Below are 23534 nucleotides of genomic sequence, written 5' to 3'. Positions count from 1 at the left end.
CGACTACCTGCGCGGCTTGATTCAGGAACGCTGGGTCATCAGGCCGAAGTCACCATGACGCAGCGGATCATCGGCAGCAGGGGGCTGCGCTACGCCACCGTCATCGCGCTCGTCGCGGCGCTGGTGGGGGGCGTGTATGTGCTTACGTCGCAAGCGAAAAACCGCAAGATCGTCGGGTACTTCACCTCTGCGGTCGGCTTGTATCCCGATGACCAGGTGCGCATCCTCGGTGTCCCCATCGGCACCATCGACACGATCGAGCCGCGGCCGTCCGACGTCAAGATCACCATGTCGGTGAGCAACGACGTCAAGATCCCGAAGGACGCCAAGGCCATCATCATGTCGCCAAACCTGGTGGCGGCCCGGTTCATTCAGCTGACACCGGCGTACACCGGCGGGCCGGCGATGGCCGACGGCGCGAGCATCGGCCCGGACCGCACCGCGGTCCCGGTGGAATGGGACGAGGTCAAGGAGTCGCTGACCCAGCTGGCCGTGCAACTGGGCCCGACGGCCGGATCGATGCAGGGACCGTTGGGCACGGCGATCAACCAGGCCGCGGACACCTTCGACGGCAAGGGCGAGTCTTTCCACAACGCGTTGCGTGAGCTTTCGCAAGCCGCTGGGCGGCTGGGGGATTCGCGCGGCGACATCTTCGGCACGGTGAAAAACCTGCAGGTACTGGTCAACGCGCTCTCGTCCAGCAACGAGCAGATCGTCCAGTTCGCCGGAAACGTCGCCTCGGTGTCACAGGTGCTCGCCGACAGCTCGCGCCACCTCGACACCACGCTGGGCACCCTCAACGTAGCGCTGTCGGACATCCGGGGTTTCCTGCACGAAAACAACTCGACGATCGTCGACACGGTCAACAACCTCAACGATTTCGCCAAGACGTTGAGCGACCAGAGCGACAACATCGAGCAGGTGCTGCACGTGGCGGGTCCGGGTATCGCCAACTTCTACAACATCTATGACCCGGCACAGGGCACACTGAACGGTCTGTTGTCGATACCGGAATTCGCCAACCCCGTGCAGTTCATCTGCGGTGGATCCTTTGAGACCGCCGCCGGACCCCGGGCGCCCGACTACTTCAAGCGCGCCGAACTCTGCCGTGAGCGGCTGGGGCCGGTGCTGCGCCGACTCACCGCGAACTACCCGCCGCTGATGTTCCACCCGCTCAACACGATTACGGCGTACAAGGGCCAGATCATCTACGACACCCCGGAAACGCAGGCCAAGTCGGCGACCCCGGTGCCGCAGCTGACCTGGGTCCCGGCCAAGGGCGCCCAGACGCCGCCCGCCGCTCAGAACCCCGCGGATCTGCAGGCCCTGCTGGTCCCGACGGCCCCGCAGGCCGGTCCCGCACCGGGCCCGGCACCGCCCGGCGCCCCCGCCTCAGGCCCCGCTCCCGGAAGCGCGTTCGGTCCGCTGCCGGGCCCGCCTCCGGGGCAGGCGCCCAACGGGCCCTCGGCCGGCTTGGGCGGTGGCGGATGAACCGAATGTGGTTGCGCGCCGGCGGATTGGCGACGGGCAGCATGCTGCTGGCCGGCTGCCAATTCAGCGGGCTGAACTCGCTGGCGATGCCTGGCACCGCCGGTCACGGAGGCGGCGCCTACTCGATCACCGTCGAACTGCCCGACGTCGCGACCCTGCCGCAAAACTCTCCGGTCATGGTGGACGACGTCACCGTCGGCAGTGTCGCCGGCATTGCTGCAGAACAGCGCGCAGACGGATCGTTCTATGCCGCAGTGAAATTGGCCCTGGACCGCAACGTCGTGCTGCCCGCCAACTCGACCGCGACCGTCGCCCAGACGTCGCTGCTCGGGTCGATGCACATCGACCTGGCGCGCCCGAAGGACAAGCCCTCGGTCGGCAAGCTGAAAGACGGGTCGAAAATCGCGGAGGCCAACACCGGCCGCTATCCCACCACCGAAGAGGTGCTTTCGGCGCTCGGCGTGGTAGTGAACAAGGGCAACATCGGTGCCCTGGAAGAGATCACCGACGAGACTTACCGGGCCGTCGCCGGCCGGCAGGACCAGTTCGTCGACCTGATCCCCAGGCTCGCGGAACTGACCTCGGGACTCAACCATCAGGTAAACGACATCATCGATGCGGTCGACGGGTTGAACCGATTCTCGGCCACCTTGGCGCACGACAAGGACAACCTGGGGCGGGCGCTGGACACGCTGCCCGACGCGATTCGCGTGCTCAACAAGAACCGCGACCACATCGTCGAGGCCTTCGGCGCGCTGCACAAACTGGCGAACGTCACCTCGCACATCCTGGCAAAGACCAAGGTGGACTTCGCCGCCGATATGAAGGACCTGTACTCGGCGGTCAAGGCGCTCAACGACAACCGGAGGAACTTCGTCACCTCGCTGCAGCTGTTGCTGACCTTCCCGTTCCCCAACTTCGGCATCAAGCAGGCGGTGCGTGGCGACTACCTCAACGTGTTCACCACCTTCGACCTCACCCTGCGCCGCCTCGGTGAAACGTTCTTCACCACGGCGTATTTCGACCCGAACATGGCACACATGAACGAGATCCTCAATCCGCCGGATTTCTTGACCGGCGAACTGGCCAACCTGTCCGGACAGGCCGCGGATCCGTTCAAGATTCCGCCCGGCACGGCTTCAGGACAGTAGGGGGCGGGCGCAGATGCATGACAGACTGACCAAGATCCAGCTGGCGATCTTCGCGGTGATAACGGCCATCACCCTGACCGTGATGGCGATCTTCTACCTGCGGCTGCCCGCGACGTTCGGCATCGGAACCTACGGCGTGAGTGCCGATTTCGTTGCCGGCGGCGGCCTGTACAAGAACGCCAACGTCACCTACCGCGGCGTTGCCGTCGGCCGCGTCGAGACGGTGGGTCTGAGTCCCAACGGCGTCATCGCCGGCATGCGGCTGAACAGTGGGACCGCCATCCCGTCAAACGTCACCGCCACCGTCAAGAGTGTGTCGGCCGTCGGCGAGCAGTACATCGACCTGGTGCCGCCGAGCTCACCGGCATCCACCAAGCTGAGCAATGGATCACGCATCGAGCGAAAGAACACCCGAATCGGCCAGGACGTCGCCGACCTGTTGAAGCGCTCGGAGACCTTGGTCAACAGCCTGGGCGATACCCGCTTGCGGGAGCTGCTGCACGAGACGTTCATCGCGGCCAACGGCTCGGGGCCCGAGCTGGCCCGGCTCTTCGAATCCGCCCGGCTACTGGTGGACGAGGCCAACACCAACTATCCGCAAGTGTCGCAGCTGATCGATCAGGCCGGCCCGTTTCTGCAGGCCCAGATTCGCGCAGGCGATGACATCAAGTCGCTGTCCGACGGGCTGGCGCGGTTCACCTCCGAGGTGCGTCAGGCCGACCCGCAGCTTCGCGACACCCTGGCGACCGCCCCGGGAGCCACCGACGAGGCCAGCACCGCGTTCTCCGGTATCCGTCCCTCATTCCCCGCCCTGGCCGCCAGCCTGGCCAATCTCGGTCGGGTGGGCGTGATCTACCACAAGTCGATCGAGCAGCTGCTGGTCGTCCTACCGGCGCTGTTCGCCGCGATCACCACCGCCGCGGGTGGCGGGCCGCAAGACGAAGGCGCGAAGCTGGACTTCAAGCTGGACCTCAACGACCCGCCGCCATGCGCAGTCGGTTTCCTCCCCCCGCCGGTGATGCGCACCCCGGCCGACGAGACGGTGCGCGAGCTGCCGAAGGACATGTACTGCAAGACCGCGCAAAACGATCCCAGTACCGTGCGCGGTGCGCGCAACTACCCGTGCCAGGAGTTCCCCGGAAAGCGCGCCCCGACGATCCAGCTGTGTCGCGACCCCAAGGGCTACGTGCCGGTCGGCCGCAACCCGTGGCGCGGCCCGCCGGTGCCTTACGACACCCCCGTAACCAATGGCTTGAACGTGTTGCCGCCCAACAAATTCCCGTATATCCCGCCGGGTGCCGAACCCGATCCGGGCACTCCGATCGTGGGGCCGCCGCCTCCGGGTGTGGTGCCCGGGCCGGGACCATTGCCCAACAAGCAGCCGGCCTTCGCTCCGCCGCCGCCCAATGACAACGGGCCGCCACCGCCGTTCACGTCCTGGCAGCCGCCCGGGGTACCGCCGGTGCCGCCGCAGCTTCCGTATCCGAAGTGGCTGCCGCCGCCGCCGGCGCCGGAGGGCATCAGCCCGCCGCCGGCCGGACCGGGACCGGAGAAGCCATGGGGGCCCCCGCCTGGCGGGCAGCCGCAGGCCAGCGGCCCGGCCTACGCCACTTACGACCAGAAGACCGGCGCGTTCATCGATCCGGCCGGTGGCACTGGTATCTTCGCGGCCGGCGCGTCTGGCACCTCCGGCGCCGAGAACTGGGTGGACCTCATGCTTGATCCAAGGCCGATGTAATGGACCCTGCCGTGGCAGACGAACCGACAACCACGCCGCGTGCCCGTCGACGAGCCTCGCGCGCGGCGGGCCCGGCCAAGGGCGAGCCGGCCCGGGACGTCACGGTCCAAACCGACGTTTCGGCCGCGCCGAAGCCGCCGGCGAAACCCGTCAAGACCTTCAAGTCCATCAAGCCGCCGCCACGACGCCAGCCGCACCGCGCCCTGGTCGCGTGGATTTCGTTCGCGGCGGCACTGCTGGCGGTCGGGGCGCTGGCCGGTTGCGTGGCGGCGCTGTTCTTCCAGCAGCAGGACGCTGACGGCAAGCAGGCGCGCGATCAGCGTTTCGTCGACACCGCCACGCAGACCGTGGTCAACATGTTCAGCTACAAGCAGGACAACATCGACGAGAGCGTGAACCGTTTCGTCAACGGCACCAGCGGCCCGCTGCGCGGCATGCTCGGCGCCAACAACAATGTCGAGAACCTCAAGGGGCTGTTCCGCTCCACCAATGCGACGTCGGAGGCCGTCATCAACGGCGCGGCGCTGGAAGGCGTTGACGCCGTTACCGATAACGCGTCGGTGCTGGTGTCGGTGCGCGTCACCGTCGCCGACATCGACGGGGTCAACAAGCCGTCCATGCCCTATCGCTTGCGCGTCATCGTGCACGAAGACGATGCCGGGAAGATGACCGGCTACGACCTGAAATATCCAGACGGGGGTAATTGATGCGATGGCGGCGTTGGCTGCTGTTCGTCGCGGGTTACCTCATGGCCGTGGCGTTCGTCGGGTTGTCGGCGGTGGCCGGCTGGATGTACTGGGACCGGGTGCAGACTCGCGGCGAGCAGGCAGCACGCGCGGTGTTGCCAGGGTTGGCGGCCAAGGAGATCCCCGAGGTCTTCGCGTACGACTATCAAACCGTGGAGCGGAGCCTGTCGGCGGCGTATCCGTTGTTGACCCCCGACTATCGCGCGGAATTCCAGAAGAGCGCCAACAATCAGATCATCCCCGAGGCCAAGAAGCGCGAAGTGGTCGTTCAGGCCAATGTCGTTGGCGTGGGGGTGATGTCGGCCAAACGGGAATCGGCATCGGTGATGGTCTTCATGAACCGGACCGTGACGGACAAGTCACGACAGCCGCTGTATGACGGCAGCCGGCTGCGGGTGGACTTCAAGAAGGTCGGCAAGCAGTGGCTGATCGCCTACATCACGCCGATCTAGGTCCCACGGGTCGAAGCTAGTAGCACATCGCAATGCCGTTGCAGTACAACGGGTAACGATTGATCGGGCTGGGTGGCGGACCGATCATCGCCAGCGAGAACGGTTCCTTCTTCATTCCCGGCTGCAACCCGCACACGGCGCCGTGCATTATGGTGTGGGTGCCGGTCATCGTCTCGTCGCTGAACGCGAAGGTTTCGCTAGAGGGCGCGGCGCCCCCGCCCGGGCAAGCCACACCATCGGCCTTGTCGACCTTGAAAGTCCATAGCATGCTGGACATCCGGGCTCGGCCGCTGAAGTTCTGCAGCTTGTCCGCGGCGCTGATCTGCTCGGGCGTCGAACTCACGATGTTCAGCGCGCAGTTCATGGCAAATACGATCGGGTCGGAGTAGTCGTTCATGTTCCGGGTGCCCGAGGGCTGATCACAGAGCGCCGAGATGGTCCAGGTAACCCCGGATACGCCCGCCTCGTTGAAGTTGTAGGTGCCGTCCGCGGGTGGTCCGACTGCTTTGGCCGGTTCACCGGATTGCAGCGCGATTCCCACCGCGACGGCCGTGACGATGCCGGCACCCGCGGCCATCCCGTGACGGAGCTGCATGTGATTCCTCTCCTTCACGCTCGACGCTGCATCTGAGTATCACAGCGTTTGGGCGCCAGCACCATGGGGTCTTGCGCATGCGAGCTAATCGGCGTCAGCGGGCCGGGATTCGGCGAGCGCATCGAGGAACGACCTCGCCCAGCGGTCGACGTCGTGAGCGAGGACCTGGCGGCGCAGTGACCGCATCCGGCGTCGTCCGTCTTCGGCGGATTGGTTCAGTGCGGCCTCGATCGTGTCCTTGACGCCTTCGAGGTCGTGCGGGTTGACCAAATACGCCTGCCGGAGTTCGGCAGCGGCGCCGGTGAATTCGGATAGGACGAGCGCACCACCGAGATCGCTGCGGCAGGCGACATACTCCTTGGCGACCAGGTTCATCCCGTCGCGCAGCGGGGTGACGAGCATGACGTCGGCGGCCACGAAGAACGCGATGAGTTCGTCGCGGGCGACTGGGCGGTGCAGGTAGTGGACCACCGCATGCCCGACTTCGCCGTACTCGCCGTTGATGTGGCCGACCTGGCGTTCGATGTCGTTGCGCAGCTGCTGATAACTGTCCACCCGTTCGCGACTGGGTGTCGCCAGCTGGATGAGCACCGTGTCGTCGCGCTTGGCGCGGCCCTCCGCGAGCAGCTCCGAAAAGGCTTTCAGCCGAACGTCGATGCCCTTGGTGTAGTCGAGACGGTCGACGCCGAGCAGCACCTTGCGGGGGTTGCCCAGCTCGGCCCGGATCTCGCGGGCACGTCGCTTGATGTCGCGGTGACGGGCCGCGGTGTCGAGGGAGCTGGAGTCGATGGAGATGGGAAAGGCGCCCACCCGAACCACGCGGGACTCGAGCTCCACCTCGCCGTAGCGCGACCGCACCCCCACCGCCCCGCGTGAGGTATTGGCCCCGATCAGCCGTCGGGCCAGAAACAGGAAGTTCTGTGCACCGCCGGCCAGATGGAATCCGACCAGATCGGCACCGCATAGCCCCTCGATGATCTCGGTCCGCCATGGCAGCTGCATGAACAGCTCGACCGGCGGGAAGGGGATGTGCAAGAAGAAGCCGATGATCAGGTCGGGCCGCAGTTCGCGCAGCATTTTGGGCACCAGTTGCAGCTGGTAGTCCTGCACCCAGACCGTCGCGCCTTTTGCGGCGGCGCGGGAGGTGGCTTCGGCGAAGCGGCGGTTGACGGCGACGTAGCGTTCCCACCATTCGCGGTGGTAGATCGGTTTGACTATGACGTCGTGATACAGCGGCCACAGCGTGGCGTTCGAGAAACCCTCGTAGTACTCGGCGACGTCGTCGGCGCTCAGCTTGACCGGCCGAAGCTCCAGGTCGTCCTGGACGATGGGCTCGCCATCCTGGTCGGTCTCCTCGTCGACGGTTCCGGGCCAGCCGACCCACGCCCCACGCTGGCGACGCAGCAGCGGCTCGAGGGCCGTGACCAGTCCCCCGGGGCTGCGCTTCCACGCGGTGGTGCCGTCGGGAAGGCGCTCTTGATCCACCGGCAGGCGATTGGCGACCACGACGAAGTCGGAGTTCCCGAATTCAGCGGCCTTCGAGCTTCGCCCTCGCCCGGGAGACATTTACGCGTCGAGTTTCGCCGGCCCAATACCCAGCATGGACAGAAACACCCGGCACTCGTCGGCGTCGGTGGCGTACGCCGCGACGACCCGCCTGGCCTGGCTTGCAGTGTCGTCGGCCACCGGCTCGACGTCGCCGATTTCGCCAGGATCAGATTTTGTAGGCATGACTTAACTGTAGGCGACGCCTGCGACCGGACGCAGGCCGTCTCACCAGCTAACGGGCTCTAGGACCATTTATGGCTGGTTTGCAGGGGTTCGCCGCGCCGCTCGCGAAGACACGATCGACCGTCGTCGCGGTGATGCAGGATAAGCAGGTGGACGATCAGGACGCCGATGACGACATGGTGTTCGAGTTCGTCGATGTCTTCTTGGAACGCCAAGGGGTGCGTGCACTCGACGGCCTGACCGCCGCCATTCCGGGTCACGGTGTGACGGCGGTGTGCGGTCCGTCGGGCGCGGGCAAATCGACCCTGCTTCGGCTGTGCAACCGGCTGGAGCTGCCGACGAGCGGGCGGGCCTCTTTCTACGGGTCGGACATCGCCGGCCTCGACCCGCTGTGGCTGCGGCGCCGGGTGGGCATGTGCTTCCAGCGTCCGACGCCGTTCCCCGGCACGGTCGCCGACAATCTGCGGGCCGCCAACCCGGATGCGTCCGAAACGCGGATGCGGGAAACGCTGGCCCGGGTCGCGCTAACCGGATCGTGGTTGGACCGCGACGTGGCCGACCTCGCGGGTGGCGAAGCGCAACGCGTCTGCCTGGCCCGCACCCTGATGGCCCAACCGCAGGTGCTGCTGCTCGACGAACCCACCTCCGCCGTCGACACCGAGGCCGCCGAGGTCATCGAGCGCGCGGTGCGCGAGCTTGCCGCCGACGGCACCCCCGCCCTGTGGGTCACCCACAACTCGGCACAGGTGGAACGGGCAGCCGACCGGGTCTTGCGCCTGGAGTCCGGCCGCAGCCTGGGGCTGGGCCCGATCGCGTCCAAGCCCGGCGACGGCTCGGTGGCGTGATGAACGGTCAAGTCGGCTGGGTGGGCCTGGCGACGTCGCTGATCCTGGTGGCATTCGCGGCCGGGATCTCACTGTGGCGGCGATTGGGTTTACAGGGGCAGCTGCTATGGGCCGCGGCCCGCGCGCTGGTGCAGCTGCTGCTCGTGGGCGGGGCGCTGACGCTGCTGTTCGAACCGGGCCGGTCGCTGTGGTGGTCGTGGGCGTGGGTCGCCGGCATGGTGGCCTACGCCGGCGATGTCGCCCGCCGCAGGGCGCCGGAGGTGCCGCGCTTTGCGCCGCTGGCCGTGGCCGCGTTCGCCGGCGCGGCGCTGGTGACGCTGGGGGTGATCTTCGGACTGCGGGTGTTCCCGCTGCAGGGGCGCACTCTGGTGCCGGTCGCCGGGATGATGATCGGCAACTCGATGACCGCCATGGTGTTGGTGGCTCGGCGGTTGGTAGACGAGCTGCGCGACAAGCGCGATGAGGTCGAAGCCCGCCTCGCGCTGGGGCACCCGTCGCGGCAGGCCGCCTCGCCGTACCTGCGAATCGCCTTGCGCTCGGCGATATCTCCGCAGATTGAAACAACCAAGGCCACCGGCCTGGTGTTCCTGCCGGGCGCCATGACCGGCCTCATCCTCGCCGGGGTGCCGCCGCTGCAGGCCGTGCTGGTGCAGGCCGTGGTGATGTTCTTGATCCTGGGTTCGGTTGCGGCCACCACCGTGGTCGTCGCGATGGGCATCGTCCGGCTGGTGTTCACCCGTGACCATCGGCTGCTGCCGCTGGGCCGGCGGCCGGAGACCAGCGGATGAGAACGCGGTGGTCGGTGGGCCCGGCGGCCGATCACCCCAGCGCGGACCCGGTTACACACTGGCCGTAATGTGTAAACGAGTCGGAGCTGGACAATAAGCGAGGTGGGCGGAATGACTCTCTCCGAGCAAGCCGGCGCGCAGGCGGCCAACGCCGGCGCCCAGGAGCTGGTGACCTACGAAACTCTGGACGATGGCCTCATCGCCCGGATCTGGCTCAACCGGCCCGACGCTCACAACGCGCAGAGCCGCGGCCTGCTGGTTGCGCTCGACGAAGCGTTCCTGCGCGCCGAGGCCGATGACTCCGTGCGAGTGGTCATTCTGGCCGCGCGCGGTAAGAACTTCTCCGCCGGTCACGACCTCGGCTCGGAGCTGGCGCTCGCCGAGCGCGCGCCCGGCGCGGGGCAGCACCCGACCTTCCGGATCAACGGCGCCACCCGCGATCCCGTCGCCGAGAAGACCTACCTGCAAGAGTGGCATTACTTCTTCCAAAACACCTGCCGCTGGCGCGATCTGCGCAAGATCACCATCGCGCAGGTTCAGGGCAACGCGATCTCGGCGGGCCTGATGCTGATTTGGGCGTGCGATCTGATCGTCGCCGCCGACAATGCGAAGTTCAGCGACGTGGTCGGCGTCCGAATGGGCATGCCGGGTGTCGAATACTACGCTCACCCTTGGGAATTCGGCCCCCGGAAGGCCAAAGAGCTACTGCTGACCGGTGATGCGTTAGACGCCGACGAAGCCTATCGCCTCGGCATGGTGTCAAAGGTGTTTCCTGCGGACGAATTAGCTGACAAGACACTGGAATTCGCGCGCCGCATCGCCGAGCGGCCGACGATGGCGGCCATGCTGATCAAGGACTCGGTCAACGCGGCCTCCGATGCGATGGGCTTCACCGAGGCGCTGCGGCACGCGTTCCACATCCACGAGCTGGGTCACGCGCACTGGGCGGCCCACAATGAGAACAGGTATCCGGTCGGCCTGCCGCCCGACGTCGAGGACTGGCGCAACGCCAAGCCGACCAAGCTGGCCCGCCGCGACACCCCGTAGCCTCGCCCCATCCGGTCACATCATCGGGGGAGCCGTCACCACCGGCAACGGCTCATGGTTCGATGACTAGAACCTGTTTCAGTTGAGAGGCGGCTTGCGTGCAGCTTTCTTTCGAAGACCGGACTTATCTGATCACCGGCGGCGGCAGCGGGATCGGCAAAGGCGTGGCCGCCGGGCTGGTCTCGGGCGGCGCCTCGGTCATGATCGTCGGCCGCAACGCCGATCGCCTCGCTGAGGCCGTCAAGGAGATCGAGGCCCTTCCCGGGAGCGGCTCGATTCGCTACGAGCCCACCGATGTCACGAACGAGGACGAGGTGGTCCGCGCCGTCGATGCCGCGACGGCCTGGCACGGCCGGCTGCACGGCGCGGTGCATTGCGCTGGTGGCTCGCTGACCGTCGGACCGATCACCCACACCGACTCGGACGCGTGGCGAAACACGGTCGACCTCAACGTCAACGGCACCATGTACGTGCTCAAGCATGTGGCGCGCGAGTTGGTGCGTGGCGGTGGCGGCTCGTTCATCGGGATCTCGTCGATCGCGGCCAGCAACACCCACCGCTGGTTCGGGCCCTACGGGGTCACCAAGTCGGCGATCGACCACATGATGATGCTGGCCGCCGACGAACTCGGCCCGTCATGGGTGCGGGTCAACAGCATCCGACCGGGCCTGATCCGCACCGATCTGGTCGACGCGAGCGTGATCCAGTCACCGGAGATCAGCGGCGACTACGCGCTCTGCACTCCGCTGCCGCGAGTCGGCGAGGTCGAGGACGTCGCCAACCTGGCCATGTTCCTGCTCAGCGACGCCGCGGCTTGGATCACCGGCCAGTGCATCAACGTCGACGGTGGACACATTCTGCGCCGCGGCCCGGACTACTCCTCGATGATGGAACAGATGTACGGCGCCGACGCGCTGCGCGGAGTGGTGACACCCTGACCTGTCGCCACGCTGAGTGAACCGGAGATGCAATGAAGCGACTCGAGGGCAAGCGGATCCTGGTTACGGGCGCCGCGTCGGGCATCGGCAAGGCCACCGCGCTGCGCTTGCTGGACGAGGGTGCCGCCGTCGCGGCCTCCGACGTCGCGGCCGACGGCTTGGACAACACCCGGGCGCGGGCGAAAGAGGCCGGCACCGCCGACCGGTTCACCACCGTGCCAATGGATGTCGGCAGCGAGGATTCGGTGATCGACGGGGTATGCCTGGCCGTCGAGCAGTTGGGCGGGCTTGACTCGCTGGTGAACGCCGCCGGCATCCTGCGTGCGGCGCACACCCACGAGACCAGCCTCGAACTCTGGAACCAGATCGTCGGCGTCAACCTGACCGGAACCTTCCTGGTGGTTCGGGAGGCGCTCCCGTCCCTGCTGGCGAATTCCCGCAGCGCGATCGTGAACTTCAGCTCCACGTCGGCCTCGTTCGCCCATCCCTATATGGCCGCTTACGCCGCGAGCAAGGGCGGCATCCAGGCCTTCACCCACTCGCTGGCGCTCGAATACGCGAAGGACGGCCTGCGCGCGGCGTGCGTGGCGCCGGGCAGCATCAAGTCGGGCATCACCGATGCGACCGGCGGATACATCCCGAAAGACGCCGATTGGTCGCTGTTCGGCCGGCTCATGCCGATCCTGCCGACGACGGTCGAATCCAGCGGCGCCGGCATGGCCGAGCCCGGCGCGATCGCCGGCGTCATCGCCATGCTGGTGTCCGACGACGGCGCGTGGATCACCGGTACCGAGATCCGCATCGACGGTGGCACCCACGCCTGAGGCGATCGCCGCGTTAGTGGATGGCGCCGACCCGCTGCGCCCGGCTTCGCCGCGCTTGCGATCGCCGCGTTAGTTGACGCACGGGACGCCGCCGCCATCGATCGGCTTTCCCTGATCGGGCGTCGGATAGGTCGTGGTAGTGCCGTTGTAGTAGTAGCTCTTGGCCTTGGTCGACGTCGTGCTGGAGCTCGTGCTCGTCGTGTCGTCCATCTGAGTCTCGTCGAATGTGGGCATCGAGAAATTGGTGTCCACGGTGAGCCGGATGTGTCCCGGCGCGACGCTAGGGCTCGGCTGCTTGGGCGCGTCCACGCCGACCAGGTTGGCCAGGTTGAGCGCATCGGTCTGCGCACCCACGCCGTACTCCACCGTGGTGGTGGTCGGGTCACCCGATTCGCGGTCGCGCACCTGGCCCGGGGTGTAGCCCTTCTTTTTCAGCGCGCGCGACACCTCGGTGGCCAGACCGCTCATGCCGCCGGAGTTGACCACGTCGATGACCGTGGACGGATCGGGTTTCACGGCGGTGGTGGTCGGCGCGGTCGTCGATTCGTCGGCGCCGATCGCCGCGGCCACCTCGGACTTGATCGCGGCCGGGTCGACGATGTTGACGTCCTGGCCGTCGATGTTGTCGTAACGCACGACCGGCAGCGTCCGGAACTCGACGTTGCCGCCGGCCAGCCCCCCGAGCCGTTGGATCATGTCGTCGTTCCAGCCCGCCGAGAGCACCACGTCTTTGCGCGCCACCGCCATCAGGTTCTTGAGCTTGTCGATGTTGGTGAAGGTGCCCGCGGCCTGCAACTCCTGCATGACCGACGAGATGAACGCCTGTTGCCGGTGGGTGCGGTCCAGGTCGCCGTTGTCCAGGCCGTGCCGCTGCCTGACGAACGACAACGCCTCGGACGCATCCAGCCGCTGTCGCCCGGCCGGGAAGTCGGCGCCGGAATACGAGTCGTAGACGGGGTGATTCAGGCAGACGTCGACGCCGCCGAGGGTCTGTGCCAAATCGAAGAAACCGGCCAGATTGACCTCGGCAAAGTAATCGATTGGCACGCCGGTCAGGTTTCGCACCGCGCGCAGCGTCGCCGCCCGGCCCGCCTCGCGCCCCTTGGTCTCTAGTTCCTTCTGAGTGATGTCGCCCTGGTTGGCCAGCTTCTGTGCGACGTACTGTTTGGTCAGCCCGTACGCCTCTTTGATCTTGATGTGGTTGTACCCGGGGACCCCGGTGAAAGGCACCCAGTCGTCGCGGGGGATCGAGAAGGCGACGACTTTGTTGTCGGCGCTTACGTGCACCAGGATCATCGTGTTGGTGTTGTAGCCACCGTCGTCGGAATCGCCGGCGTGCAGATGCTTCAGGATCGAGTTGGGCAAGTCGTTGCCGTCCTGATCTTTACGCGAATCCAGCCCGATCAGCAGGATGTTCATGTTGTCGCCGCTGGACCGCGGATCGTCGGGCAGCAAGGCGTGCGACACCGTGATACCGCCCAGCGCGCCATGCGCCACGTAGTACCCGGCACCGGTGAGCCCCACGGCCGCCACGGAGACGAGCGCGCCCAGGGTGCGCGTCAGCCCCTTGCGGAAACGGGAGGGTTGACGGACGGCTCGATGACGGCGATGGGCGCCGCCCGAGCGGGCCATCACAAACCTCTGCCCACGCCCAGCACATCACCAGGCACCGCAACGGTGCTTTGCGGCGATGTCGCTTCAAGCATGGTGATAAGTATGCGTTAGCTTGCTGTGAAGCCCCCAATCGAGAGCACCCGTCACACGGCCGGCGCAGGCGCAGTCGTCGGGCCGATCGGGCGCGCTTCGCGCTCGCCGCACCCGCTCTACCAGCATGTTCTGCCCGGCGGCGGCCACGGTGGTCTCCTGCGGGTCTCGGGTCGGCCACATCGCCGCCCGGATCGAGCCGAACTTGTTACCCCGCGGATACGGCCCGGCGGCCCCTGCCCGCATCCCTGCGGCCAGCAAACCGCCACTGCCAGTTATTGGGCTCTGACCAGGTCCTCGCCTGAGGTGTAAAAGAGCGTGATGTTGGTGCCAGTGACGATTTCGGCGAGGTAGACGCCGACCGGCTCGACCTCGTAGTAGTAGCGGATGTTGCCGGCGTTATCCAGGGTCGACGCGCACGAAAAGCCCGGGGCGCCGCATCGCTGCTTGATGGGTACCGCGAGGACGGCTAACAGCAGCGTGACGGCAACGCCGACGAGTAGCGGGAGCCTGTTCACCGCCGACCTCGGTCGCGCCGGATTCACCACGGTTGGAAGTGTAAGCGGCTGATCCAGCGGGTTCAGCGCGTGGCGCAGTAGGGTTCTTCAGCTGTGGCCACCAAGAACCCGCACGACGCGTCCCCGGCGCACACCCGGGTCGAGGTTCTCGGCAATATCGGGCCCAACTGGTTCGCCTCGGTGATGGGCACCGGAATCGTCGCGACCGCCGGCGCCGCCCTGCCCGTCCACGTCGTGGGGTTGCGGGCATTCGCGCAAGTGGTCTGGGTGATCGCGGCCGCGCTACTGGTGGTGCTGATCGCGGTGGTCGGTGGCCATTGGTTGCGCCATCCGACCGTGGCGCGCACCCACGCCCGCAATCCGCAGATGGCCCACTTCTACGGCGCGGCTCCCATGGCGCTGATGACAGTCGGCGGGGGAGCCGTGCTGGTCGGCCGGGACCTGCTCGGTGAGCGCATCGCCGTCGACCTGGACTGGGCGCTGTGGACCGCAGGCACGCTCGGCGGGCTGTTCACCGCCGTCAGCATCCCGTTCCTCATGTTCACCCAGCACGACGTCGAGCCCGACGCCGCGTTCGGTGGATGGCTGATGCCGGTCGTTCCCCCGATGGTGACCGCCGCGACGGGGGCGCTGCTACTCCCTCATATGGCTGCGGGCAGCGGGCGCACGACCATGCTGTATGGCTGCTACGCGATGTTTGGGTTGTCATTGGTGGCCTCGCTGAACATCATCGCGATGATCTGGAGCCGCTTGACCCTGTATGGCACGTCGGGTTCCGCGCGGGTGCCGACGTTGTGGATCGTGTTGGGCCCGCTCGGCCAATCCATCACGGCCGCAGGTCTTTTGGGAGCCAACGCGGCACTGGCCGTCGACTCGGAGCTGGCCGAGGACTTGAACGCGTTCGCGATCCTCTACGGCGTGCCGGTCTGGGGTTTCGCGGTGTTGTGGATCGCGCTCGCCACCGGGTTGACGGTTCGCACGCTGCGCCGCGGAATGCCGTTCGCGCTGACGTGGTGGAGCCTGACCTTCCCGGTTGGAACGTTCGTCACCGGAACCTCCCAACTCGCCGGTCACACCCACCTGCCGGCTTTCAAAGTGGCGGCGGCCATCGCCTACGCGGGTCTGCTGTTCACCTGGGTGCTGGTGACCGTTCGGACCGCGCGGGGCAGCCTGCGCGGCAACCTGCTCAAGGTGGCACCCAGCACCACGCCGGTCAAGGCTCATAAGGACCCCGCCCGCAGCTAGAGACGTCGCGATCGGTCGGGTATCGCCGCGGGCGTTTGGGTGCCCGGGTACGGCGGGTACGCGGGCATGAGCCGAGTAAAGGACTGAGCATGATCGACACAAGCCTCAGGCCGTTTTCGGCGGAGCGGCCGGGAGGTTCGGAGCCATCGCAGCCGGGCACCCCCCGCGAGACGCCGGAGCGACTCACGCCGACGGAAACGCCCGAACGGCTCACGCCGGCAGAACCGCCCGAGCGCTTGACGCCGTCCGAACCACCTGAGCGTCAGGCGCCGGAATAACGAACACGATTGGAGAGCAGACATGCGCGCCGAGGAAGGCGACGAAACCGTCAAGGACTACGCGAACGAGGGACGAGAAACCCTCGGCCGCATCAAGGCCTCGCAGCACGGGGGCGGTCGCCTCGGCGACATCGCCCGGCGCTTCGCCACCCTGTGGCGAGGCCAACGCGGTACCGAAGACACCGGACCTCCCGCTTAAAACCGTTTAACGAAAGGCTAATTCGGTGCCGCGGTCGCGGGATGCCGGTGAGCCCACGGGTGCGCGTCTTCCAGTTGCGCGGCCAGCTGCAGCAGATCGCCGTCTGCGCCCAGTCCCCCGACGAACTGGACACCCAGCGGAAGTCCGGCATCCGTCCAATGCAGCGGCACACTGATCGCCGGACGGCCGGTGAGGTTTGCGAGCTGTGTATACGGCACCCAGCCCAAACTCTCCTGGATGAGGTCATCGAGGATTCCGCTGAGCCCCATGAGTTTTCCGGCACGCACCCTGCTGATCAGCCGGGCCACTCGCTGCAACACGGCCGACGTCGCCGTGGCACCGACCGCAATGGGCGGCGTGGCCAGGGTGGGTGTCAAAAAGAAGTCGTAGCTGGCGTGAAACGCGGCCAGGGACTGGATGTAGGCGTTCCGATTTTCCAGCGCGGACATGACGGGCAGCACACCGCCGGACCGGCCGAGTTCGGCGATGGCCAACGTATCGGCCTCAAAGTCGCTGTCGCGGGCACCGGTTCGCTGTTTGATGTCGGCAACTTGGTGGTGTAGCTGGCCGAACCAGATGGTCAGAAAGTCACGCCCCAGCGCGGCGTCGTCGTAGGGCGGTGCAACCTCCTCGACCTGATGGCCCAGTTCGCGGAGGAGCTCCGCGGCTTTTTCGACCGCCGCAACGGCCTCGGGGTCCGGCTGAGCATTGATGGCCGATCGTGCCGAGTACCCGATTCTCAGCGTTTCCTGGCGGTGCTTGATCTGTTCCCCAAACGGTTTGTTGGGCAGTGCAACTCGGTAGGCGGCGCTCGGGTCGGGTCCGACGATCGCGTCCAGCAGCGCCGCACTGTCGCGCACAGTGCGCGACACGACTCCCTGGGTCGCCATGCCCAGCATCTGTTCACCGGTTTGCGGGCCGTACGGCGCCAACCCCCGGCTGGGCTTGAGGCCGACCAGCCCGTTGCAGGCGGCGGGGATGCGGATCGACCCGCCGCCGTCGTTGGCGCCGGCGGCAGGAACGATGCCCGCCGCCACGGCCGCCCCGGATCCGCCCGAGGAGCCACCGGGCGTGTGCCCGGTATTCCACGGGTTGCGGGCCGGGCCCCAATAGTCGGGTTCCGTCACGCCCTTGGCCCCGAACTCCGGGGTATTGGTCTTCCCAAAGATCACCAGGCCCGCCTCCAGGAAACGCTGGGTGACCAGGGCATGCCGGTCGGCCACATCATGGGCCAGCGAGCGCGACCCGCACGAGGTCGCAAAGCCGCGGTACTCCTGGCCGAGGTCTTTGAGCAGAAACGGCACACCGGCGAACGGTCCGCTCAGATTCGGGTCGGCGGCTTGGCGGTCGGCGACGTCGTCGAGGCGGCAGACGATGGCGTTCAGCCGTGGATTCACCGCGTCCGCTCGTTGTCGCGCCAATGCGAGAAGCTCGGCCGGGGTGACCTGCTTGCGCGAGACCAGCTCGGACAGCGCGGTCGCATCCAACGACATGTACTCGTCAAGATGCATGCGTTCTCCTTCGCTTGGGTCCGAGTGCGCGTGGCGGGGGCATCGCTCGACGCCCTCTTAACTGACGCCGTTGCACGCTGTTGACGTTATGCCAACGCGAGCTTTTCGTGGGGGCGCCTTAGTATCACTTGATGCCCACGGCAGCTGAACCGTTTACGATCCAGGGCCCCGGCGGGGTGCAGATTGTCGCTGACCGTTTGGGGGATCCGCAGGCGCGCGCGGTGGTGTTCTTGCACGGCGGCGGACAGACCCGCCGGTCCTGGGGCAAGGCGGCCGCCGCGGTCGCCGCGCAGGGGTGGCAGGCCGTCACCGTCGACCTGCGCGGCCACGGCGAATCGGACTGGTCCGACGACGGGGACTACCGGGTCGTCAGTTTCGCCGCTGACGTCCAAGAAGTGCTGCGCACGCTGCCCCCACAGCCGGTTTTGGTCGGTGCTTCGCTAGGCGGGTTCACGTCGATGCTGCTCGCCGGGGAGCTGTCCCCGGGCATCGCCAGCGCGGTCGTGTTGGTGGACATCGTGCCGAACATGGACCAGTCCGGGGCCAACCGGATACATGCCTTCATGGCCGACCGGGTGGAGTCGGGCTTCAGCTCACTCGACGAAGTCGCCGACGCCATCGCCGAATACAATCCGCACCGGCCGCGACCAACCGATCTGGAAGGCCTGACCACCAACCTGCGTCGCCGCGGCGATCGCTGGTACTGGCATTGGGATCCCCAATTCATCAGCGGCACTGCGGCTTTCCCTCCTTTCGAGGTCACGGACCCCGGCCGGATGCACGCAGCCGTCGAGGCGATCCTGCGCGCAGGGGTGCCCATTCTGTTAGTCCGCGGCCAGATGAGCGACCTGGTCAGCCAGGAGCGCGCCGACGAATTCCTCGCGCGTTTCCCGCAAGTCGAATTCACCGATGTCCGCGGCGCGGGACACATGGTGGCCGGCGACCGCAACGACATCTTTGCCGGTGCTGTACTGGACTTCCTTGCCAGCCACGTTGATGCCGGATGAACCACATGCGCGGAACGGATTGGTCGCCACCTCATTTCAGATCGACAGCGCTGCTACTATCTGCCGGGCGCAAGCAGAGGGAGATGGCGTGACCATACCGTGGTTCCGAGGGTTGGGGCTCTTAGGGGCTGCGATGGTGACCGCGACGGCGGTGGCGAAAACCGCTCTGGCAGCGCCGCCCCCGGCTCTGCCGTCGCCGCCACCAGCGCCAGGCATCGGGGTCGATCATGAATCCGGCAGGTGCACAGCCGGATTCGCGGCGCAGGGATCCGACGGCAGCTACTATCTGATGACGAGTGGGCACTGCGACTCGCACGACGGCACCGAATGGACGTACGGCAACGACGCTCCGCTCGGCAAAATCTCCGCCAGCGAGCACGACGGCGATAAGAGAGACGCCGCGATCATCCGCCTGGAGCCGAGTGTCGGGATGCCGGTGGGCGACGTCGGCGGTCGGTATCAAGTTCGGGATGTGTTGAGCCGCCCGCAGATTCAAGTCGGCATGCCGTTCTGCAAGATCGGCGCGGTGACGGGCGAGACGTGTGGTGTCATCAAAAGCATCAATGGTGACGTCGTCGAAGCCAGCGTGTTCAGCCTGGACGGTGACAGCGGCAGTCCGGGCTTCGTGATGAACCCCGACGGCACCGTCAGTGCGGTCGGTCTGTTGATGTCATCGCCCGACGGTGACGACTACACGACCTACTTCATGCTCATCAATCCGCTGCTGGGCAAGTGGGGGCTTCGTGTACTTCCGTGAGCGCTCACGGGCGGTGACCAGCCCGGCCAGCGGCACCTAACGAAGCGTTTGCAAGTCCGGGGTACCGGGTATCAGGTGGACCGGCCGCAACGCGCCCGTTCGGAAGGGGCCGGGTAGTCCACCTGTGTTGACGCGGCCAAGGCAAAGAGACAGCAGCGGAACCAGCGACACGAAGGGAAGCAGTAGTGAAGCGTGGGATCGTGGTCGGCGTAGCCGGCGTGGCCTTGGTGGTCGCCGCCAGCGCCGGATGTTCCAGCAACAAGTCCAGCACCGGATCGTCTGGCTCGCCGTCGTCCTCTGCGGCGACAGCGGCGGGTCCGATGCTCACCGTAGACGGGCAGAATCAGAACATCAGCGGGCAGGTCACCTGCACCGCCGCGGGTGACAACGTCAACATCGGCATCGGTGACCCGACCGCCGGCCTCGGTGCAGTGGTCAGTAATGGCAATCCGCCGCTGGTGCACTCCGTCGGGCTGGGCACCGTCAACGGTGTCGCCCTCGGCTTCTCGGACGCCGCGCCTAACCAAAGCGGCAGTGCAGGGGCCGCGGTCAACGGCAAGGACTGGGCGATCAAGGGCACCGCCACCGGTACCGACATGAGCAACCCGCAGCAACCGCAGCAGGTAACCAAGCCGTTCGAGTTGGACATCACCTGTCCGTAGTGCAGGCCATCGAGACTCAAGAGGGGACGCAGCTATGTCTATGAAACGTGTCGTCAGCGCTGCCGCGTTGGCCGCCGGCCTGAGTATCTCCGCGGCGACGCTGAACGCCGGGTCGGCCTACTCCGCTCCACTTGACCCGCCGCCCCCGTGCCCGAACTGCCACGGCGGTGGTGGTGGCGGCGGCGGGGGCAACCCCGGGGGGTCGGGCGGCCAGCCAGGTGGGCAGCCGGGCGGCGGAAACACTCCGCCGGCGCAGGGTGGCCAGACCAACCCGCCGCAGGGTGGACACAACGGTCCGCCGGCGCAGGGTGGCCAGACCAACCCCCCGCAGGGTGGTCAGACCAACCCGCCGCAGGGCGGTCAGACCAACCCGCCGCAGGGTGGGCAGAACACTCCGCAGCCCAACCAGCATGGTCAGAACCCCGGCCAGACGGGGCAGAACACCCCGCCCAATGAACACGGGCAGTACCCGCCGCAGGGTGGACAGAACAACCCGCCGGACGAGCACGGCCAAAACCCCCCGACGCAGGGCGGGCAGACCAATGCGCCAGCGAACACCCAGAACCCGCCGCCGAACAACAGGCAGCGGTACGAGGCGCTGAATCCGCCGGCCACGCAGCCTCCGCACCCGCCGTACATTCCGCGCCACGACGTGGTCACTGCCAACGCTCAGATCGGCGGACCAAGCGGGCCGGATGTCCAATTCAGCCTCCCGGGTCGCGGGGCGCCCATGCCGCCGCGCGAGCACGGCTACGGCTGGAACGACGGCCGTGCTCCCGGCCACCCGCCGCCACACTGGGAGGGTCCGCCGCCTCCGGGAGGCTGGGACGGTCCGCCACCTCCGGGAGGCTGGAACCGGCCGTGGGACGGCCCGCCGCGTGATGTGGATCGGGGGCGGCGCGACTTCGGACCCTTCAACTACAACACCTTTACCGTCGTCCCGGTTTTCAACTGGCAGTACGGGGGTTGGGGTTACTGGTTTTTCGGTGTCTGGGTGCCGCTGTACTGATCTGTACTGATCACCGTGAACGGTCAGCGGGCGCAGGCATAGTTCGGTGCGCCCGCTGACGCGTTCCCGCAGCTGTCTCGACCCTGCGCCGGTAGCGCCGCCATGGCAGGCTCCGGGGATGGACGTGAGAGAGAACGTTCGCCGAGCCATCGACGTGATGACGGCTTGGTCGTCTGACAGCGGTCCGGATCACGTGGAACCGGCTGGTCGAGAACGTGCTCAACGAGCCGGACGCCGACCTCATGCTGTTGATGGGCTTCGTTAATCTCGCTGGTGAGCGGGGGATCAGACTCGCGAAGGCCGCCGGTCAAGGCGTGCGTTCGCACCTGCGCGAGATTGCCCGCAAGTACGTCTGACAGACGCGAAGTTTTACTGCGGGTGGGCTGCGACGTAAGCGGCGGCCGGGATCGGTGATGACGCGTCGTACCCGATGGGAAGCAACACATCGCCGGCCGTCGTCAGGCAGTAGACGTCCCACCGGTAATACGCGGCGAACGTCGCGGGATCGGCGGCCATCAGCGCCGCGTACTGGTCGACCGCGCGCACATATTCGTGGGCGTGGTTGTACCCGTAGATGGCGTGGTCCCGATCGTTGGCGAAGCCATTGGCGGCCAGATAGCGGCCAGCGGCCAGGATGCTGTCGTGGGGTGAGTGGATGTCGCCGCCCTGGCCGTAGCCGGCGAACGTCGAGGGCAAAAATTGCATGGGTCCCTGAGCGCCGGCGGTGCTCGCGCCGGCGATGCTGCCGAAGCGGGACTCGATGAAGTTGATCGCGGCCAGGTAGTTCCAGCTGACGCCGGATTCGGACTCCGCCTGCTGGTAGTAGTTCATCAGCTCGTCGGCCGGTGCCGGCGGCTCGATGCGCCATGCCGGCAGGGTTTCTCGCACCGGGGTCAGCGCGGTGAGTTGCCGGCGGGCGTCGACGTTGCGGTCGTAGACATCGACCAGCTCCGGGGGGATGCGCGGGCGCGTGGTGGCGTCCCATTCGGCGTGGCGCCCAATGGCGCGATAGGCCGCCTGCTCGCGATGCGCCGCCGCCGTCAGCGCCTGGTCCGGTGTCCCAGGATTACGCAGCGCGCGTTCGTCGGCCACCAGGTCGTCGGCCAACTGCGCGGGATCCGACGCGAGGTGAGGCTGCGCACCGCCAGGCGTTCCCGCGTCGGCGGGCACCATCCGCGTCGTCGGCGCCGGAGGCGCGGCGACGCGTGCGGCTGTGGTCGGTCCGGTCGCGGACGTCGGATGCGACGCCGAACAACCGGCGAGCGCGAGCACGACCGCGCCGACGACGAGCGGCGCGGTGCGCCGGTCACGACTCACAGTGATCACGTCCGTCCAATGCCTCGAATCCCGGGGCTCCGGTTAGTTGGCTCATGGCGAGTCTTTCGCATCGGAGCCCCAGACATCAATGCGGTGACGGTCTTTTGTTGGCAGGGAGTTGTAACAATTGCGCGGCACTCTCAGACTGATTGGTATGCGCGACCGCGAGAAGATCGACTCAGAATTGCGGCTCATCGCGCTGCGGCGCCAAGCGATCCGCGAGCAGGGCGGTCGGCCATCGTCGCTAGAGGCCGACGAGCTGCTCGACGAAATCTTGGCCCACGGCGCTGGGACGTCTGAGCTCGACGCGTTTCAAGCCTGGGAAACCGAGGTCGTCGCCGCCGCCCGGTCGCGCGCCAGCAAAATCCGCGCCATGGCGTCTCGGCGACATAAGGTTGCTGCGCTGCGCCGCTTGGGTCTTTTCGCGGCATTACCGCTATCTCTGGTAGCCGTCGTCTCCGCTGTGGTGGTGATGTTCGCGCTCCACCGCCAGGATTCGTCGGCGCAACCGGAGGACACCCCGCCGTCGGCCGCACCCTCCGCACCGGCCGTGCCCTCCACACCGGCTGCGCCGAAACCGTCCGCTCCGGCGATCAACACTGTTGACGCGGCGTTCATCTCCGTGTTGAAGCAGGAAGGCGTGCCAGTTCCCAGCCAGGACTACGTGATGGCCCAAGGGCACGCGGTGTGCGACTTCCTGGCGCACCAACCGAACTTCGCAGACGCGGTCGGCTTCGTGCAACGAACATCCGTATGGGACGCCGATCAAAGCACCGCCGTGACCGCGGGCGCCATCGCCTCGTATTGCCCTCAATCCCGACCTACGACGCCGGACCAGATCTCGCCGGCCTATCAGAACACGCTCTCGGATCTGCAGGCCATCGAGCGAAAGCTGCAAGGCATCCAAGGCAATATGCAAGACATTCAAGATGGTCTGCCCGGTGTCCCGGGCCGGCCGTGACGCGGGTCGTTGCCGTCGTC

25 protein-coding genes are annotated in these 23534 nt (G+C 66.9%); 18 read left to right on the top strand and 7 right to left on the bottom strand.

Annotated elements, in window-relative coordinates; genetic code table 11:
• The first annotated feature begins 54 nt into the window (after positions 1–54).
• Genes VFW69_RS07860 through VFW69_RS07840 form a run of 5 tightly spaced genes read left to right on the top strand, consistent with a single transcriptional unit; the run spans position 55 to position 5578 of the window.
• Positions 55–1491, top strand: a complete 1437-nt coding sequence (locus VFW69_RS07860) for a virulence factor Mce family protein (protein WP_526499870.1) — start codon at positions 55–57, stop codon at positions 1489–1491.
• A complete protein-coding gene (locus VFW69_RS07855; RefSeq protein WP_526499862.1) occupies positions 1488–2642 on the top strand; it encodes an MCE family protein in 1155 nt (384 codons plus the stop codon). The genes VFW69_RS07860 and VFW69_RS07855 overlap by 4 nt, the downstream gene beginning before the upstream one ends.
• A 13-nt stretch (positions 2643–2655) precedes the next feature.
• Positions 2656–4380 carry a virulence factor Mce family protein gene (locus tag VFW69_RS07850; protein WP_526499860.1) on the top strand — a complete coding sequence of 575 codons (1725 nt, stop codon included), beginning with the start codon at positions 2656–2658 and terminating at the stop codon, positions 4378–4380.
• Entirely contained in the window at positions 4380–5087 is a 708-nt protein-coding gene (locus VFW69_RS07845; RefSeq protein WP_526499858.1) for an Rv1363c family protein, read from the top strand. Before VFW69_RS07850 ends, VFW69_RS07845 begins: the two co-directional genes overlap by 1 nt.
• On the top strand, positions 5087–5578 hold the full coding sequence (locus VFW69_RS07840; RefSeq protein ID WP_526499856.1) for a mammalian cell entry protein: 492 nt from the start codon (positions 5087–5089) through the stop codon (positions 5576–5578). The genes VFW69_RS07845 and VFW69_RS07840 overlap by 1 nt, the downstream gene beginning before the upstream one ends.
• A gap of 16 nt (positions 5579–5594) precedes the next feature.
• On the opposite strand, the gene VFW69_RS07835 is transcribed toward VFW69_RS07840, so the two are convergent.
• The 3 genes from VFW69_RS07835 to VFW69_RS07825 all read right to left on the bottom strand — a co-directional run bounded on the left by VFW69_RS07835 (position 5595) and on the right by VFW69_RS07825 (position 7904).
• A complete protein-coding gene (locus VFW69_RS07835; protein WP_526499854.1) occupies positions 5595–6173 on the bottom strand; it encodes a hypothetical protein in 579 nt (192 codons plus the stop codon).
• 84 nt (positions 6174–6257) lie between these two features.
• On the bottom strand, positions 6258–7739 hold the full coding sequence (locus VFW69_RS07830; protein WP_526499852.1) for an alpha,alpha-trehalose-phosphate synthase (UDP-forming): 1482 nt from the start codon (positions 7737–7739) through the stop codon (positions 6258–6260).
• Entirely contained in the window at positions 7740–7904 is a 165-nt protein-coding gene (locus tag VFW69_RS07825; RefSeq protein WP_155764345.1) for a hypothetical protein, read from the bottom strand. It abuts the gene before it with no gap.
• Between the two features lie 80 nt (positions 7905–7984).
• Here VFW69_RS07825 and VFW69_RS07820 point away from each other — a divergent pair, with 80 nt between their 5' ends.
• The 5 genes from VFW69_RS07820 (at position 7985) to VFW69_RS07800 (ending at position 12346) form a co-directional block, all read left to right on the top strand.
• On the top strand, positions 7985–8749 hold the full coding sequence (locus VFW69_RS07820; protein ID WP_526499868.1) for an ABC transporter ATP-binding protein: 765 nt from the start codon (positions 7985–7987) through the stop codon (positions 8747–8749).
• Positions 8749–9537 (top strand): ABC transporter permease, encoded by a 789-nt coding sequence (locus tag VFW69_RS07815; RefSeq protein ID WP_526499849.1) that lies wholly within the window; start codon positions 8749–8751, stop codon positions 9535–9537. Before VFW69_RS07820 ends, VFW69_RS07815 begins: the two co-directional genes overlap by 1 nt.
• A 111-nt stretch (positions 9538–9648) precedes the next feature.
• On the top strand, positions 9649–10584 hold the full coding sequence (locus VFW69_RS07810; RefSeq protein WP_526499847.1) for an enoyl-CoA hydratase/isomerase family protein: 936 nt from the start codon (positions 9649–9651) through the stop codon (positions 10582–10584).
• A gap of 98 nt (positions 10585–10682) precedes the next feature.
• Complete coding sequence (locus tag VFW69_RS07805) at positions 10683–11522, top strand: SDR family oxidoreductase (protein WP_526499845.1); 840 nt, start codon at positions 10683–10685, stop codon at positions 11520–11522.
• 32 nt (positions 11523–11554) lie between these two features.
• On the top strand, positions 11555–12346 hold the full coding sequence (locus VFW69_RS07800; RefSeq protein WP_526499843.1) for an SDR family NAD(P)-dependent oxidoreductase: 792 nt from the start codon (positions 11555–11557) through the stop codon (positions 12344–12346).
• Positions 12347–12415: 69 nt separating this feature from the next.
• Here the strand turns inward: VFW69_RS07800 and VFW69_RS07795 are convergent, their stop codons facing one another.
• Positions 12416–13978: an LCP family protein gene (locus tag VFW69_RS07795; RefSeq protein ID WP_526499841.1), complete on the bottom strand. Its 1563-nt coding sequence runs from the start codon at positions 13976–13978 to the stop codon at positions 12416–12418.
• 347 nt (positions 13979–14325) lie between these two features.
• Positions 14326–14595: a hypothetical protein gene (locus tag VFW69_RS07790; RefSeq protein ID WP_526499866.1), complete on the bottom strand. Its 270-nt coding sequence runs from the start codon at positions 14593–14595 to the stop codon at positions 14326–14328.
• 66 nt (positions 14596–14661) lie between these two features.
• Between VFW69_RS07790 and VFW69_RS07785 the strand changes: the two genes are divergently transcribed.
• Both VFW69_RS07785 and VFW69_RS07780 read left to right on the top strand, forming a co-directional pair.
• Positions 14662–15813: a TDT family transporter gene (locus tag VFW69_RS07785; protein WP_526499839.1), complete on the top strand. Its 1152-nt coding sequence runs from the start codon at positions 14662–14664 to the stop codon at positions 15811–15813.
• 300 nt (positions 15814–16113) lie between these two features.
• Entirely contained in the window at positions 16114–16290 is a 177-nt protein-coding gene (locus VFW69_RS07780; RefSeq protein WP_526499837.1) for a hypothetical protein, read from the top strand.
• Positions 16291–16307: 17 nt separating this feature from the next.
• Here the strand turns inward: VFW69_RS07780 and VFW69_RS07775 are convergent, their stop codons facing one another.
• Entirely contained in the window at positions 16308–17801 is a 1494-nt protein-coding gene (locus VFW69_RS07775; RefSeq protein ID WP_526499835.1) for an amidase, read from the bottom strand.
• 131 nt (positions 17802–17932) lie between these two features.
• On the opposite strand from VFW69_RS07775, the gene VFW69_RS07770 reads away from it, so the two are divergent.
• The 5 genes from VFW69_RS07770 to VFW69_RS07750 all read left to right on the top strand — a co-directional run bounded on the left by VFW69_RS07770 (position 17933) and on the right by VFW69_RS07750 (position 21592).
• The gene (locus VFW69_RS07770; protein ID WP_526499833.1) at positions 17933–18808 is read left to right on the top strand and encodes an alpha/beta fold hydrolase; all 876 of its coding nucleotides are present in this window, start codon (positions 17933–17935) and stop codon (positions 18806–18808) included.
• Positions 18809–18896: 88 nt separating this feature from the next.
• Complete coding sequence (locus VFW69_RS07765; protein WP_526499831.1) at positions 18897–19565, top strand: S1 family peptidase; 669 nt, start codon at positions 18897–18899, stop codon at positions 19563–19565.
• Between the two features lie 185 nt (positions 19566–19750).
• Positions 19751–20227 carry a lipoprotein LpqH gene (locus tag VFW69_RS07760; RefSeq protein WP_526499829.1) on the top strand — a complete coding sequence of 159 codons (477 nt, stop codon included), beginning with the start codon at positions 19751–19753 and terminating at the stop codon, positions 20225–20227.
• A gap of 40 nt (positions 20228–20267) precedes the next feature.
• The gene (locus VFW69_RS07755; RefSeq protein ID WP_526499864.1) at positions 20268–21236 is read left to right on the top strand and encodes an MAP_0585 family protein; all 969 of its coding nucleotides are present in this window, start codon (positions 20268–20270) and stop codon (positions 21234–21236) included.
• Positions 21237–21451: 215 nt separating this feature from the next.
• The gene (locus VFW69_RS07750; RefSeq protein ID WP_526499827.1) at positions 21452–21592 is read left to right on the top strand and encodes a hypothetical protein; all 141 of its coding nucleotides are present in this window, start codon (positions 21452–21454) and stop codon (positions 21590–21592) included.
• Positions 21593–21605: 13 nt separating this feature from the next.
• Here the strand turns inward: VFW69_RS07750 and VFW69_RS07745 are convergent, their stop codons facing one another.
• Positions 21606–22553 (bottom strand): transglycosylase SLT domain-containing protein, encoded by a 948-nt coding sequence (locus tag VFW69_RS07745; protein WP_526499825.1) that lies wholly within the window; start codon positions 22551–22553, stop codon positions 21606–21608.
• A gap of 154 nt (positions 22554–22707) precedes the next feature.
• Between VFW69_RS07745 and VFW69_RS07740 the strand changes: the two genes are divergently transcribed.
• On the top strand, positions 22708–23514 hold the full coding sequence (locus tag VFW69_RS07740; RefSeq protein ID WP_526499823.1) for a DUF732 domain-containing protein: 807 nt from the start codon (positions 22708–22710) through the stop codon (positions 23512–23514).
• Positions 23515–23534: the final 20 nt, after the last annotated feature.

Source organism: Mycobacterium sp., from assembly GCF_036273375.1.
Lineage (GTDB): Bacteria > Actinomycetota > Actinomycetes > Mycobacteriales > Mycobacteriaceae > Mycobacterium.
This window is presented reverse-complemented; position numbering and strand designations above follow the sequence as displayed.